Source organism: Prosthecobacter fluviatilis, from assembly GCF_055388355.1.
Genome location: NZ_AP043782.1, coordinates 885,541 through 900,581, shown reverse-complemented (window position 1 = coordinate 900,581; position 15,041 = coordinate 885,541). Strand labels below are relative to the sequence as shown.

The 15,041-nt window shown below is 64.1% G+C and carries 10 protein-coding genes; all 10 read left to right on the top strand.

Features of this window, described 5'->3' with window-relative positions:
• The first annotated feature begins 3 nt into the window (after window positions 1–3).
• The 10 genes from ACZ5WW_RS03290 to ACZ5WW_RS03245 all read left to right on the top strand — a co-directional run bounded on the left by ACZ5WW_RS03290 (window position 4) and on the right by ACZ5WW_RS03245 (window position 15,004).
• A complete protein-coding gene (locus ACZ5WW_RS03290) occupies window positions 4–1,203 on the top strand; it encodes an SGNH/GDSL hydrolase family protein (RefSeq protein WP_377170056.1) in 1,200 nt (399 codons plus the stop codon).
• An 11-nt stretch (window positions 1,204–1,214) separates the two neighbouring features.
• On the top strand, window positions 1,215–2,030 hold the full coding sequence (locus ACZ5WW_RS03285) for an HpcH/HpaI aldolase family protein (RefSeq protein WP_377170054.1): 816 nt from the start codon (window positions 1,215–1,217) through the stop codon (window positions 2,028–2,030).
• Window positions 2,031–2,034: 4 nt separating this feature from the next.
• The gene (locus tag ACZ5WW_RS03280) at window positions 2,035–3,258 is read left to right on the top strand and encodes a family 10 glycosylhydrolase (protein WP_377170052.1); all 1,224 of its coding nucleotides are present in this window, start codon (window positions 2,035–2,037) and stop codon (window positions 3,256–3,258) included.
• Window positions 3,259–3,287: 29 nt separating this feature from the next.
• Complete coding sequence (locus ACZ5WW_RS03275) at window positions 3,288–4,658, top strand: hypothetical protein (RefSeq protein ID WP_377170050.1); 1,371 nt, start codon at window positions 3,288–3,290, stop codon at window positions 4,656–4,658.
• A gap of 30 nt (window positions 4,659–4,688) precedes the next feature.
• Window positions 4,689–5,423, top strand: a complete 735-nt coding sequence (locus ACZ5WW_RS03270) for a phytanoyl-CoA dioxygenase family protein (protein ID WP_377170048.1) — start codon at window positions 4,689–4,691, stop codon at window positions 5,421–5,423.
• Window positions 5,420–7,888: an alpha/beta hydrolase fold domain-containing protein gene (locus ACZ5WW_RS03265; protein ID WP_377170046.1), complete on the top strand. Its 2,469-nt coding sequence runs from the start codon at window positions 5,420–5,422 to the stop codon at window positions 7,886–7,888. Before ACZ5WW_RS03270 ends, ACZ5WW_RS03265 begins: the two co-directional genes overlap by 4 nt.
• Window positions 7,885–9,363: a glycoside hydrolase family 32 protein gene (locus ACZ5WW_RS03260; RefSeq protein ID WP_377170043.1), complete on the top strand. Its 1,479-nt coding sequence runs from the start codon at window positions 7,885–7,887 to the stop codon at window positions 9,361–9,363. Before ACZ5WW_RS03265 ends, ACZ5WW_RS03260 begins: the two co-directional genes overlap by 4 nt.
• On the top strand, window positions 9,360–11,015 hold the full coding sequence (locus ACZ5WW_RS03255; RefSeq protein ID WP_377170041.1) for a phosphate ABC transporter substrate-binding protein: 1,656 nt from the start codon (window positions 9,360–9,362) through the stop codon (window positions 11,013–11,015). Before ACZ5WW_RS03260 ends, ACZ5WW_RS03255 begins: the two co-directional genes overlap by 4 nt.
• 189 nt (window positions 11,016–11,204) lie before the next feature.
• The gene (locus ACZ5WW_RS03250) at window positions 11,205–12,716 is read left to right on the top strand and encodes a glycoside hydrolase family protein (protein ID WP_377170039.1); all 1,512 of its coding nucleotides are present in this window, start codon (window positions 11,205–11,207) and stop codon (window positions 12,714–12,716) included.
• A gap of 5 nt (window positions 12,717–12,721) precedes the next feature.
• Window positions 12,722–15,004, top strand: coding sequence for an aminotransferase class III-fold pyridoxal phosphate-dependent enzyme (locus ACZ5WW_RS03245; RefSeq protein ID WP_377170037.1), 2,283 nt, complete (start codon window positions 12,722–12,724; stop codon window positions 15,002–15,004).
• The last annotated feature ends 37 nt before the right edge of the window (window positions 15,005–15,041 follow it).

The following is a 15,041-nucleotide window of genomic DNA, read 5'->3' as shown; positions in this document are numbered from 1 at the left end:
CCCATGCGCACGCTTATTCTCCTCCTGTGCTTCTGCGCCAGTCTGCTGACGGCGGCACCGCTGAAAACGGCGGCGCTCCTCGCCGCAGGAGAGGAGCCCGTGCGTATCGTCTGCATCGGCGACAGCATCACCGGGGTCTATTATCACAGCGGTGGCCGCCGCGCGTATCCTGAAATGCTCCAGCTCGCGCTGCACCAGCTCTACCCGCAGGCAAAGCTCAGCGTGCACAATGCCGGCATCAGCGGAGACACCACCACCGGCGGCCTCAAGCGCCTTGACCGCGATGTCCTTTCCCGCAAGCCGCACCTCGTGACGATCATGTTTGGCATGAACGATCTGGTGGGCACGCCGGTGGACGTATTTAAAAAGAACCTGCGCGAGATGATCGCGCGCTGCCGAGCAGGCGGTGCCGAGGTGCTTCTTTGCACGCAGAACTCTGTCGTCGAGACTCCGCAGCGTCCGCGCGCCCGCCTCGCCGAGTTTACCCAGGCCATCCGCGATGTGGCCAAAGACGTGGCGCTGCCCGTGGCCGACTGCTTCGCCGCCTTTGAGTCGGTGCATGCAGCCGATGCCGCCGAATGGAATCTGCTCCTCAGCGACACGATTCATCCCAACATGGCCGGTCACAAGCTGTTTGCCGAAACTCTCGCGCAGGCCATCGTCGGAAAGACGGTTTCACTGCGTGAGGTTGGCCCGCCCACGCCTGTGCTCCCGCACATCTTCGCAAAGCTCAAGGCTGGACAGCCCGTGAATGTGTTCGCCATGCCGCCTTATTACGAGGTCATCGCACCGGCGTTGCAGCGCCTCTATTCCGCAGCCGTGGTCACAGTCACGCCCTGGCCCGTCGCAGGCCAGACGCTCGCGCAGCTTGAGGTCTCTGCGCGCAAGGTGCGCAGCATGAAGCCGGATCTGGTGCTCATCGCCCTGCCCGCTGAGCTTCCGCTGAAGGATCAGCAGCAGTTTCATCACGATTACTCCTGGGTCATGAACTGGTCGCTCAGCTTTGGCCCGCAGCAGTGGGACGTGATGGTGGCGCTGCCTTCGGCGGCAAAGCCGGTGCTCAGCAAGGAGGAAAGCCGCCACGAGGCATTCGCTCAGCGCCTCATCAAGGCGCAGGATCTTTCGATGATCACACGCTGCAGCGGTGATGCCTCGCCACTTCTCGACCTTCTCTCCACCTGGCTCGCACAGCAAAAACCCTGATTTCCCATTTTATGAGACGCTCCAAAGTCCTCGCCAAAATCCGCTCCGGCCAGGTGGCCCGCATCTGCTGCACCGGTTCGCCCATCGCCTTCTTTCCGGCCATCGCCGCCCATTTCAAATACGACGGCATCTGGCTGGACGCCGAGCACCGCGTCTGGGACCCGCGCGAGGCCGAAACCATGCTGGGCCGCCATCACGCGGCGGACATCGACTGCGTCTGGCGTGCGCAGACCAAGGAGAAAAACGGCCTCTACCGCCTGCTGGAAGACGGCGCCTCCGGCCTCATGATCCCCCACGTGGGCAGCGCGGCCGAGGCTCGCGCGCTCGTCACCGCCATGAAGTTTCCACCGCTGGGAGATCGCGGCTTCTGCGGCGGCGGTCGCGATGCCAGCTACTGGATCGGCAAGCCCGACGACTATACCGACGCCGCCAACCGCGAGACCTTCCTCGTCGCGCAGATCGAAACCCCCGATGCCCTCGCTCAGGTGGATGAGATCGCCGCCGTGCCCGGTGTCGAGGTCCTCTTCCTCGGCCCTGGCGACATGTCCCTGCGCCTCGGCTGCACGCCCGCCGTGAGCGATCCCGTGATGATGGACGTGCAGAGGAAAATCTCCGCCGCCTGCCGCAAGCATGGCAAAACCTGGGGCCGCCCCGTAGGCAGTGCGGCCGATGCCAAAACCATCATCGAGCTGGGCGCGCAGTTTGTCGTGCTGGGCAGCGAGTTCGGCGCACTGCATGCGCACCTGAGCGACTGCGCCGCACAATTTGACAGCGTGCTCAGCGAGATCTCCGGCCACTCCGCTATTCCCGCTGGAAAGACCTACTGATGCCATGAAAGGCCATCTTCTGCTCCTCGCCCTGGCCGCCCCGCTGCTCTTTGCCGCCGAGCCGCCCAGGCCACACCACGGCACCAAGCTACTCGTGGTGAATGACGATGGCTTCAGCGCCTTTCACAGCGGCCGCTACAAGACGGCGGAGGATCTGAAAAAAACCATGCTCGCCTACAAGGACACGCAGGTGGCCGTGATGGAGTGGTGCATCATCGCGGGCAGCCGCGCCAACTACCCCAGCAAGGTTACGGAGCTGATCGGCGCCGGCATGACGGACTTTCCACGCCGGGGCGACAAGCTGGCGCATGAAACCCTCAAGCGCATGGCCGATGGCGGCGAAAACACGCTCAAGATCGTGACAGACGCCTGCCACGAGGCCGGGCTGGCCTGCTATGCCTCGCTCCGCATGAATGGCGACTACCCCGAAAACATGTGGCAGGGCAGCTTTCCCAAATACGCCAACAGCACTTTCTGGTGGCAGCACCCCGAGCTGCGCATCATCGATGCCAAGGGCAAGACCGGCTACCGCTTCTCCTTTGCCTTTCCCGAGGTGCGCGAGTTCAAGCTGGGCATCCTCCACGAGGCCGTGCAGCAGGACATCGACGGCATCAATCTCGACTTCCAGCGCCATCCCGTTTTCTTCGGCTTTGAGAAGCCCATGGCCGATGCCTTCAAGGCCAGATACGGCGTCGAAGCCGCCACCGTGGGCCAGGATGATCCGCGCTGGGTGCCGCTGCGCTACGAGGTCATGACGCAGTTTGTGCGCGAGGTGCGCCGGATTCTCGATGAGGCAGGCAGGGCGAAGAATAAACACCTCGGCCTCTCCGTGCGCATCGACTGGCAGAAATACCCCACCTGGGGCTGCGACGTCAGCACCTGGCTCAAGGACGGGCTGCTCGACTACCTCGTGGTCGGTCAGTATGGCCTCGGTGGTTACGACTTTGACATCGCCCCCTTTGTGCAGATGGCGAAAGGCAGCGGCTGCGCGGTGCTGTTTGGAGAAGAGGCCATCACCAAAGGCCACGACCGCACAGCCGAGGAGGATCGCCTCATCGCCGCAGGCAAGCTCAAGCCGCCGCCCAGCGAGCACCTTACCCGCGAGCAGTACGAGTCCCGTGCCGCCAAAGTGTATGCTGCGGGTGCGGACGGCCTGCATCTTTTCAATGAGACACGGAAAGAAATGTTCACCGGTCTCGGTGATGTAAAGGCCGCCACGCCACGCTGAGCTCACATTTCACCTCTCATCTTCCGCTCATGAAAGCCCTGCTCCTTCTCGCATTGTTCCTTTCACCCCTCTGCCTGGGGCTGTCCGCACGCGCCGCCGAGACGGTGCGTGTGGCTACCTTTGACGTGGACGCCACGCCGCCGCTCGGCTCCGCCATGGCCTACGATCCGGTCAAGCGCGTGGACGAGCTCACGCTGCGCTGCCGTGGCATCGTCATCCTCGGCTCCGCGCAACCCGTCGTGCTCTGCGCGGTGGACTGGATCGGCATCGCCAATGAAGGGCACGATGCCTTTCGCACCGCGCTGGCCGAGGCTGCTGGCACCGTGCCGGGCCGCGTGGCCGTGCATGCCCTGCATCAGCACGATGCCCCCGGCTGCGACTTCACGGCGGAGAAGATCATCCAGGAACTCGGCGTGCAGGGCTACACTCGCTTTGACGGCGCCTTTCACCGTCAGGTCATCCAGCGCGCGGCAGATGCCATCCGCGCGGCATTGCCCAATGCCCAGCCCATCAGCCACTACGGCTACGGCGAGGCCGTGGTGAAGGAGGTCGCCTCCAACCGCCGCGTCGAGCGTCTTGCCGATGGACGCGTGGGTCGCATGCGTGGCAGCGCCTGCAAAATCGAAGGCCTCATCTCCCTGCCGGAAGGACTCATCGATCCCCTCGTCTCCGTGCTCAGCTTTTGGAATGGAGACAAACCCGTGGCGGTGCTCACCAGCTACGCCTGCCATCCGCAGAGCTACTACCGCCTCGGCATTCCCAGCCCGGATTTCCCCGGCATTGCACGCTTCATTCGCGGCCAGGATGTGAATGCCGCACTGCACGTTCACTTCAATGGCGCTGGTGGCAACGTGGCTGCGGGCAAGTACAACGACGGCGCTCAGGCTAATCGCGTCATCCTCGCCACACGCCTCGCAGCAGGCATGCGCGAGGCCTACGACAAGACTGTGAAGCAGCCGCTCACCAGCGCGGAAATCGGCTGGGGCAGTGTGCCGGTGAAACTGCCGCTCTCCCCACGCCTGAACGAGGAGGACCTCGTCACCCAGCTCAAATCCACCGCCGCCAAGGGCTACATCTCCTTTGCCGACCAGCTCGCCTTTGTGCGCCGCAGCAAGGCCGGTCATCAGATCGACATCACCTGCCTCCAGGTCGGAGACACGCGCATGCTTCATCTGCCCGGCGAGCTCTTTGTCGAATACCAGCTCGCCGCCAAGGCCATGCGCCCGGACCTCCACGTCATGATGGCCGCCTACGGCGACTACGGCCCCGGCTACATCGGCACTGCCGCCGCCTATCCCGAGGGTGGCTACGAAACCGGTCCCACTTCCTCCAATGTCGCCCCCGAGGTCGAGCAGGTGCTCACCGGCGCCATGCAGCAGCTGCTTGGCAAAAAACAGTAAGGCAGTGAAACAAGCGCACATCTTGATCACATGAACGTCAGCAGCAAAATCCTCGGCGACTACGAACGCGATGGCGTCGTGCTGATCCATGAGTTTCTCAATGCCGCTGAAGTCGCCGCCGTGCGTGCCGAGCTGGAGCGCTACCTCCGCGATGACCTCGCCTCGCTTCCGGTGGATGCACGCACCTTCGAGAAAGACGAAAAGACCGTGCGCAACCTCTGGCGTCTGGAAAAATACAACGATTGGTTCCGCCATCTCGGCGAGCGCGCAGACATCCTCGCGCTCGTAGGCCCTTTGCTGCATGGGCAGCCCGTGCTCGTCGGAGTGGAGACTTTCAACAAGCCTGCGCGCATCGGCTCCGGCGTGCCCTATCACCAGGACAACGCCTATTTCTGCCAGAGTCCGCCGGACATGCTCACCGTGTGGATCGCCATCGATGCGGTGACGGAGGCCAATGGCCCCGTCTTCTTTGTCAAAGGCTCGCATCACGGCGGCATGCAGCCCACCCGGCCCAGCGGTGTGCGTGGAAACAGCATCGGCATGGCGCAGCCATCCGAGGTGCCGCTCAGCGAGCAATTCTGCGGCCTCCTCGCTCCCGGAGACGCCACCATCCATCACTGCGAGACCATCCACCACTCCGCGCCAAACACGACCGACCACTCACGCCTCGGGCTCCTGCTCGTCTATCGCGGCAGCCACACGCAGACCGACCCCCATCTCAAAACAGCCTACGCAGCCGCTGTGGCCGCAACGCCTCCTGCATGAAGCACCTCCTCGCTCTTTTCTGCCTGCTCGCAGCGTTGGTGCCGCTCGGCGCTCAGGAAAGCTACGCACCCATGCACCGGCTCACCTGGGAGGAGTATGTCGGCACGCTGACCCACTGGCGGCAGAAGTTTCCCAAGATCATGTCGCTCGAATCACGCGGCATGAGCGGGCAGACCATGCCCGTGTATCTCCTCAAGATCACCGACACCACCGTGCCTGCCACCGACAAGCAGGTGTGCCTCATCACCACCCTGCACAGTGGGCCGGAGCGCACTGGCACCACCGGGGCCATGGCCTTCGCGGAGTGGTGCCTCGGCGATGATCCGCTCGCGGTCGAGACGCGAAAGAAGCAGATCATTCTCATTATGCCCTGCGTGAATCCGCTGGCCATGTTTTACACCGACCGCTTCCGCAATGAGCATGGCGTGGACCCCTACACAGGCGGCGGTCGTCTCCGCAAGCTGTGGGATGTGAAGACCCTCACACTCACCCAGCAGGAGGACGCACCGGAGCTCACCGCCGTGCTTTCCGTCATCGATGAATACCAGCCCGAGGTGCATGCCGATCTGCACGGCACCGGCCTTCAGGAATACGCGCCCTCCCAACTCGGCTCACGCCGCATGTATCACGGTCAGATCATGACGGAGGTCACCGGCGGCGCGTATTCCAATTATGCGCTGCGCCCCTGGGACTGGCGCGTGACAGAGGCGATGATCGATGCCGGGCGCGCAGCCGGTTTCCCCTCAGATCGCTTTGAGGCCGATGCCCAGCGCACCTTCTGGGGCCCGGAGCTCGCCCCGCTCGGGCGCAAGCTCTGGCACGGCATGCCCATGTTTTACTCCGCGCACTACGGCTACGCCAGATACCACACCATGCTGCTCACGCAGGAGGTGGCCTGGGAGCAGAGCCTCGTGGCCCGCATGCAGGGCCTCATGCGCATCGGCAATGGTGTATGGCTCGATGAGCGCACTCCCGGCTATCCCGTGAACCGCATGCGCCACTTCGTCGGCCACTACGTCACCGCTTATGGCAGCACCGCCGCAGAGCGCCGCGCCAGCCGCGTGGAGCTGTGGAATCAGCAAAGCGACTTCGCCCTCGGCTTTCTCTATCCGCAGACCGTGGGCCGCGAGACCCTCGTCGTCGCCACCACCGCAGCCGCCAAGCACGCCATCGCTCGCAATGACTTCCGCCCTCTGCTGGGAGATTCCGCCGCCGGGATCGAGCGCTTCATCAAAGCAGGCCCCGAGCTCAAGATCGCCATGGAGCAGACGCCCGAGCAACTGCTCGCCGCCACGACCGACGCCTCCTTCTCCCACGGCATCGGCTTCCGCCTGCGCCTGCCCTATCGCGAGCCCCGGCAGATCGAAGTCCGCCTCAATGGCAGCGTGTTAAAGACAGACGCCACTGACGGCTACGAGAGCTGGCATGCCGATGGCTTCACCCAGGTGCAGGTAAACGTGCCACCACAGAAGCTTCCCGCGCATGGTCTTTACTTCATCACCTGCGCCTACACTCCCGACGAGCAGCGCCCCACCGGCTGGATGCCGCCTGCGGAGGTGCGGGAAAAATACGCCACGGACAAGCTCGACGCCACACCCGCCACCTTCACCGATCTTCCCTACGGCACTCACTTTCGCCAGAGCATGGACGTGTGGCTAGCGCAGTCTCCCAAACCCACCCCGGTCGTGTTTTACATCCACGGCGGTGGCTGGAATGCGCAGGACAAGACCGACATCCACCAGCATCTCGACGTCCGCGCCTTTCTCGCTGCCGGCATCTCCGTCGCTTCCATCAATTACCGCTTCCTCGCCGATGCCAATGCCGCCAAGGTCAGCCCGCCTCTGCAATGGCCCTTGCAGGATGCCGCGCGTGCTTTGCAGTTTCTCCGCTCCAAGGCGGACGCATGGCACCTCGACAAAATACGCATCGCTGCCAGCGGTGTGAGCGCAGGCGGCTGCTCCTCTCTCTGGCTGGCTATGCACGATGACATGGCCGAGCCGCAGAGCGCCGACCCCGTCGCACGTGAATCCACCCGTCTCCTCTTCACCGCCACCAAAGCCCCGCAGGCCTCCTTCGATCCTCAGCAACTCGTCGAGTGGATCCCCAACAGCGAATACGGTGCGCACGCCTTTGGCTACCCGCTGTCAAAGTCACGCAAGGAAACCTTCCCGCTCTTCCTCGCCGATCGAGAAAAGCACCTCGCAGACATCCGCCGCTGGTCGCCCATCGCTCACGCCAGCGCGGATGACCCGCCTGCATACGTCATTTACACCAAGGACGACAAGCCACCCGTCAAAGGCCAGCCGCAGTCAGACCCCAGCCACAGCGTGCTGCATGCGCTCATGCTCCAGGCCACGCTGCAGACTCTCGGCGTGTCATGCGAGGTCCACCATTCGCAGGATGGCCGGCCCGCCACCACCATGCAGGAAGTCCTCTCTCACCATTTGAAACCAGCTCAACCATGAAACCACAGCTCCTTTTCACCCTCCTGCTGGCTAGTTCTCTGGCCGCTGCCGATGCCCCCACTCAGATCGGCGGCCGCCGCGAGCTCTTCGCAGACTCCTTTTTGATCGAGAGCTTCAGCGGCACGCACCTGCAGCTCCAGACTCCGCGCGATGAAGGCGTGGCCTTCAAGTTCGATCTTCCGTGGGAAGGCCTCTTCAGCGGCTACGCCACCCTCGTCACACTCGACGATGGCCGCCTCCGCGCCTACTACCGCGGCAAGGCCGTGGCCAACAAGGACGGCAGCGAGGAGGAGCTGACCTGCGTCGCGGAGTCAGCCGATGGCCGCACCTGGACAAAGCCCGAGCTCGGCATCTATGAGGTGATGGGCACTCGTAAAAACAACGTCGTGCTCATGAAGGCGCACACCGCCACGCACAACTTCAGCCCCTTCCGCGACCAGCGCCCCGGCGTGCCGGAAGGCGAGCGCTTCAAGGCCTTCGGCGGCACCATGGAGGGCGGCGGCCTCACCGCCTGGAAATCTCCCGACGGCCTGCGCTGGGAAAAGATCACCGCCGAGCCCGTGATCACCAAGGCCATGGTGCCCTACAAGTACATGTTCGATTCGCAGAACGTCCCTTTCTGGTCCGCAGCCGAGGGCAGATACGTCGCCTACTACCGCGTCTTTGAGGGCGGCATCCGCCGCATCGTCCGCAGCGAGAGCAGCGACTTCCGCACCTGGTCCGCGCCCGTGCTCATGGAGTATCGCCATCCCTCCATGCAGGCGCCCATCGAGCATCTCTACACCAATCAAACGCACCCCTATTTCCGCGCACCGCATCTGTATGTCTCCATCGCCGCGCGCTTCATGCCGGGCCGCCGCGTGCTCACAGACGAGCAGGCCGCCGCCATCAAGGTGAACCCCAATTACTTCAAAGACACCTCCGACGCCATCTTCATGACCACCCGTCCGGTGGAGGGCACCGCGCATGCCGGTATCTATGACCGCACCTTTTTGGAAGGCTTCATCCGTGGCGGCATCGGCGCGCAAAACTGGGTCTCACGCACCAATTATCCCGCCCTCAATGTGGTCCCCACCGGGCCGCATGAGATGTCCGTCTTTGTAAATCAGGACTACGCCCAGCCCACCGCGCACATGCGCCGCTACTCGCTGCGCACGGACGGCTTTGCCTCGCTGCATTGCGGCTACGCAGGCGGCCACGCCATCACCCGGCCCGTGGTCTTTGCCGGACGCGAGCTCTCCCTGAATTTCTCCACCTCTGCCGCTGGTGGTGTGAAGGTCGGCCTCGAAGATGTGGACGGCAAACCCGTGCCCGGTTTCGGCCTGGAGGACTGCGTCATGCAGATCGGCAATGAGCTCGACCGCAAAGTTGCGTGGAAATCCGGCGCCGATGTCAGCAAGCTCGCTGGAAAGCCGCTGCGCCTGCGCATCTCCATGAAGGACGCCGACGTCTTCTCCTTCCAGTTCACGCCGTGACACTCCGCATCCTCCTCCTCCTCGCACTCACCGGGCTTGCGGGCGCCGTGGATTCCACGCCCGCCATCTCCGGCATCTGGATGATGGGCCAGTCCTTGTGCGATGGCTCGGAGTCCCTTCCCATCGTCACCAGCGCAGACACCGGCTGGGGAAATCGAGCCTTTCAGCGCGGCGTGCGCACCTGGCTCGCGTCAGATCATCCTGCCGCTCCCGATCAGCGTGCGCCAGAGTCATTCCAGCTCGTGCCACTGCTCGCGCAGAAGAATGGCGGCCTCGGCGAAACCATCGCCAATGGCATGGCCGACCACTGGCAGTCGCTGCGATTTGAAAACAACAAGGCGCGTGCCGTGCAGTCAGCCTCACGCTTCCTCGTCGCCTGTGCAGGGCAGGGGGGCAGGCAGATTCAGGAACTATCCAGCACAGACCTTTCCACCGATGCCCGCACGCCTGAGTCCCGCCGTCACGGCGGTGGCTACTACCGCACCAGTTTGGACGACGCACGCCGCGCCGTCGCGCAGGCCAAAGCTGCGGGCGCAGACTTCCGCATCGCCGCACTCTACTGGATGCAGGGAGAGGGAAACGGCGGCCCCACCGGCGGCATCGTCCCCACCCGCTGGGATGCCGAACTGCCACGCGCGCAGGGCCTCGTCTGGTATCGCGATCAACTCATCGTCTACCGCAGGCAGTGGTCGGCTGATCTCTGCGCTATCACCGGACAGAAAACGGAACTCCCCCTCTTTACCTACCAGACCCTCGGCCCCGCAGGCGAGGCGCAGCTCATGGCCGCGGATGCCGATAAAAACATCATCATGGTCGGCCCCCACTACGCCGTGCCCAGCGCCATCAACAGCCGCACCAAACCCGGCCGCCATGGCGATCCCATCCATCTCTCCGCCGATGGCGAACGCTGGTGGGGCGAGCAGGTGGGCAAGGTCATGCACCGCGTGCTGGATCGCGGCGAGGACTGGCAGCCGCTGCGCCCGCGAAAGGCATTTCTCGAAGCCACGCGCGACACCATCCTCGTCAGCTTCACCGTACCCCGTCCTCCTCTGGTATTAGATACCACTTTCCTCCCACGGCAGGAGATCGCCGCAAACGGCACCTTCACCTCGCTGGCCGGCTTCCGTGCGCACGACAGCACCGGCGCCGCCCTTGCCCTCGCCTCAGTTGAGGTCGTTGCCCCCGCTCAGGTCCGCATCCGTCTGGCCGCACCCTTGTCCGAAGGTGAAACCGGCCGCCTCAGCTACGGCCACCCGTATGCCGGTTCGCTTGGCAAAGTAGCCTCAGTGCGTGCGGGCGAGCTCCTGATCTCCGTCGGTCTCACAGAGCCCATCAAGCAGCTCATGAACGAAGGCGCTTTCCTCGCCGTCACCACCACCGGTCCCGTCGCCCGCGTCCCGGTGCGCTCCGTGCGCGAAGAAAACGGCGCCGCCGTTCTCAGCTACGACCCCGCAGAACTCCGCGACGGCAGACCCTTCGAGCCCGGCCAGGACCTCGTGGCCATGCGCTCCTTCAGCTACGGCAACCTCCGCGACTCCGATGACGAACGCTCCGTCTTCACCTTTACCGACCCAGCCTACGGCACCCGCGCAGGCCAGCCCTACCCACTGTGGAACTGGTGCGTTCTCTTCTCCGATCTCAGCGTGGAATAAGACCAGTAGCACGGTCAATCCTGCCCGTGAGCAGCGCTCTCTTCACGGGCAGGATTGACCGTGCTGCTTTTCGCTTCGACGCGCTCCGGCGTTTTGCACTTATACCACCATCCTATCCCCCTCACTGGTCCGCTCACCGAACCAGCGATTACCGCTCGCAACACCATCGCTGGGATTCACAATTCGCCCATGAAACTCACCCTTTGCATCTTGGGCGTTCTCGCTTTCCAGCTCCATGCAGCCGAGCAGGTCTTCTTTGCTTTTGACGATCACAACATCGCCTGGCAGCACAATCTGAAGCTCACGCTGCAGGAGGCTCAGAAGCACCCCGGCAATCCCGTGCTGACCAACGGCCCCGAGGGCGCGCCGGACCACGGCCACGCCGTGCTCTACGGCACCGTCATCAAACAGGGCGACACCTTCCGCATGTGGTACCTCGGCATGCATGAGGCGGCCGTGCAGAAAGGCCAGGCCCCCGGCTGGTGGCGGCCCATGTGCTACGCCGAGAGCAAGGACGGCATCACCTGGACCAAGCCCGCGCTCGGCCTCGTTGAGTTCAACGGCAACACCCGGAACAACATCTGCCGCATCGAGGGCGAGCCCTATTCAATGACCCGCGTGAACGACTTCCTCTCCGTGCTCTACGAGCCGGACGAGCCCGATCCCTCAAAGCGCTACAAGTGCGCCTACATCGCCCACATGCCCTTCGAGGACGTCAAAGGCGGGCGCACCAAGATCGGACCGAATGAGAAACGCTGGGGTGCCTTTGTCACCGCCACCAGCGCGGACGGCCTGAGCTGGAAATGCGTGGGCGACCGCCCCGCCAATGCCGGCGGCGAGCGCTTTGAAGTCAGCAGCCTCTACCGCTTCGGAGATTTCTATTATGCCACCGGCCAGCTTCTCAGCCCCTGGTCCTGGCGCGCGGATGGCCGCGACATCGGCCGCGTCATGCTGGCCTACCGCTCTCCCGATTTCGTCACCTGGTCCCGCGCCAAAGCCTTCTCTTATGCACGCCCCGGCCAGCTCTCCGATCCTCCGGTCAAAGGCCAGCAGATGCACATGGGCGCAGGCCTGTGGAATCGTGGAAACGTCATGGTCGGCCTCCACGGCATGTGGCAGGACGCCGACCAGCCGCCCCCCAAGGGCAAAAGCTGGAACTACGGCGTGCGCGTGGACCTCGGCCTCATGATCAGCAATGACGGCGTGCACTACCGTGAGCCTGTGCCCGGCTTCAAAATCATCCCCCGTGGCAAAGAGGGCGAGTGGGACGACATCGCCATCCTCCAGGGGCATGCCTTTGTGAACGAGGGAGACAAGACCATGATCTGGTATTCCCACTGGAACACCGGCGGCGATCTCGAGCACATGGACATCGGCCTCGCCACCCTGCGCCGCGACGGCTTTGGCTCGCTCTCGACCAAGGTCGCCGAGGAGGAGGGCCACTTCATCACCAGCCCCTTCATCGCAAAAGACATCGCCCTCAATGTGGACGGCCTTACTGCGGAGGCCCCGCTCATCGTGCAGCTTCTCGATCACCTCGACCACCCGCTCGACGGCTACGAAATCAAGCTCAGCACCAGCGGCGTCCGCGTGCCCCTCCAGTGGTCCAAACCTCTGCCCGCAGGCCAGAAGACCGCCCTGCGTGTGAACTTCCCCTCTGGCAGCGCCGCAAAGGTGTATGCCATCTACCTCAACGACTGATCCCCATGTCCCTCTCCCTTGTCACGGAACTCAACGACACCGACCGCTGCCTGCTGCATCGCGCCATCGATGGCTTTGTGCCGGAGTGCGTCTTTGATGTGCACACCCATCTCTTCCACTCGCGCCATTTCGCCGAGGGAAAGCGGCCGGTGTTTCTGGATGAAAATCGCGGCTACGGCATGGCAGACTTTCAGGCCGCCATGCGCCTCTGGCTTCCAGGTCGTCAGGTTGAGGGCCTGTTCTTTGGCTACCCCAGCGCAGGAAACGACAGGGCAGGGGAGAATGCCTGGCTGCAGTCGCAGGTGGATGGCTCGGGAAACTCGCGCGCACTCGTCCTCGCTGCACCCACCGACGATCCCGCCGAAGTCCGCCGCCTCCTGGGCACCGGCGTCTTTGTCGGCATCAAGCCCTACCGCCTCTACGCCGATGTGCCGGACACCAAGGAGGCGGAGATCGAATCCTTCGCGCCCGGGTGGATGTGGGAGCTCTGCCACGAGCACGACGGTGTCCTGATGTTGCACATCATGCTGGCAGATGGCATCACCGATCCGCGCAATGTGGAGGCCATCCGCCGCCTGTGCCGCCGTTATCCACGCTGCAAGCTGGTGCTGGCCCATGTGGCCCGTTCGTTCAATTACCGCCACGCCCGCGAGGGGCTGCATCATCTCGTGGACCTCGACAATGTCGTCGTGGACACCTCCGCCGTCACCCAGGCCGGGGCCTTCCGCGCCGCGCTGGAGATCCTGGGTCCCCGCCGCGTCCTCTGGGGCAGCGACTACATGGTCAGCGAGCTGCGCGGCTCCTGCATCACGCAGGGCGATGGCTTCACCTGGATCCACCCCGAGATCACCGCGGACAAGCTCACCATCTTCGGCCAGTACACCACCGTCGGCATCGAGTCTCTCCTCTGCCTGCGCGAGGCCTGCGAAGACACCGGCATGACTCAGGGAGATCTGGAGGACATCTTCCGCGAGAACGCCCTGCGTCTCCTCAGGCCCAAGCCCGCCGCCCCCTCCGGCCCGCAGCTCTGGGAGCAGGCAAAAGAGAAAATCTCCTGCGGCACCGGCCTCCTCTCCAAGCGAGCCCACCTCTTCGATCCCCAGTCCTGGCCCTCCTATTTCTCCCGCGCCAAAGGGGCCTATGTGTGGGACCTCGATGACCGCCGCTACACCGACTTCACCGGCGGCGTCGGCGCCATCTTGCTCGGTCATGCCGATGATGAAGTGAATGCCGCTGTGAAGCGCCGCGTGAATCTCGGCAGCTACGCCACGCTAGCTTCTCCCGATGAAGTGAAGCTCGCCGAGGCGCTGCTCGCTCTCCACCCATGGGCTGGAAAGGTGCGCTACGCACGCGGCGGTGGCGAGGCCCTCGGTCTCGCCGTGCGCATCGCACGCGCAGCCACCGGAAAAAGCGGCGTCGCCTTCTGCGGCTACCATGGCTGGAGCGACTGGTATCTCGCGGCCAATTTGAGCGACGACGCCGCGCTCGACGGCCACCTCCTCCCCGGCCTGCAGCCCCTCGGCGTGCCGCGCGAGCTCGCAGGCACCGCCGTGCCCTTCCGCTACAATGACATCGCCTCCTTCCGCGCCGCCCTGCAAAAGCTGGAGGGAAAACTCGCCGCCGTCGTCATGGAGCCCATGCGCTCCGAGCTGCCGCGCGACTCCTTTCTCCAGCAGGTTATCTCTGAATGCCACGCCGCAGGCGCGGTCTATGTGCTCGATGAAGTCACCAGCGGCTGGCGCTTCGGCTTTCCCGGTGCAGCCCCCGGCCTCGGCATCCAGCCCGACATCGCCGTCTATGCCAAGGCCATCTCCAATGGCTACCCCGCAGGGGCCATCATCGGCACCGACTCCGTCATGGACGCGGCCAATAGCAGCTTCATCTCCAGCAGCTACTGGACCGATGGCGTGGGCACCGCCGCCTCGCTGGCCTGCATCGGCAAAATGCAGCGCGAGGGCGTGCAGCAGCAGCTGTGGAAAATGGGCGAGAGCCTCCAGTCCCGCCTGCGCGAGGTGGCAGCACGGCATCCGTCCCTTCAGCTCAAGATCGGCGGCATGCCTTGTGCTCCCTCGCTCGCCTTTGCCAATCCCGCCGCCAAGCCGCTCATGATCCGCCACATGCTTCAGCGCGGCTTCCTGATGTCCAGCCAGCTCTACGTCACCTGGTCCCATTCCGAGGAGCATCTCTCCTCCATGCTCTCAGCCTTGGACGACTCCCTCGCCATCGTCTCCCAGGCTCCGCTGGACGAGGCACCGGCACCGCAGCAGGGCTTTGCACGGCTGGTATGATCCACGGAATATTCACTGGCAATCGAGTGCCCGCGTC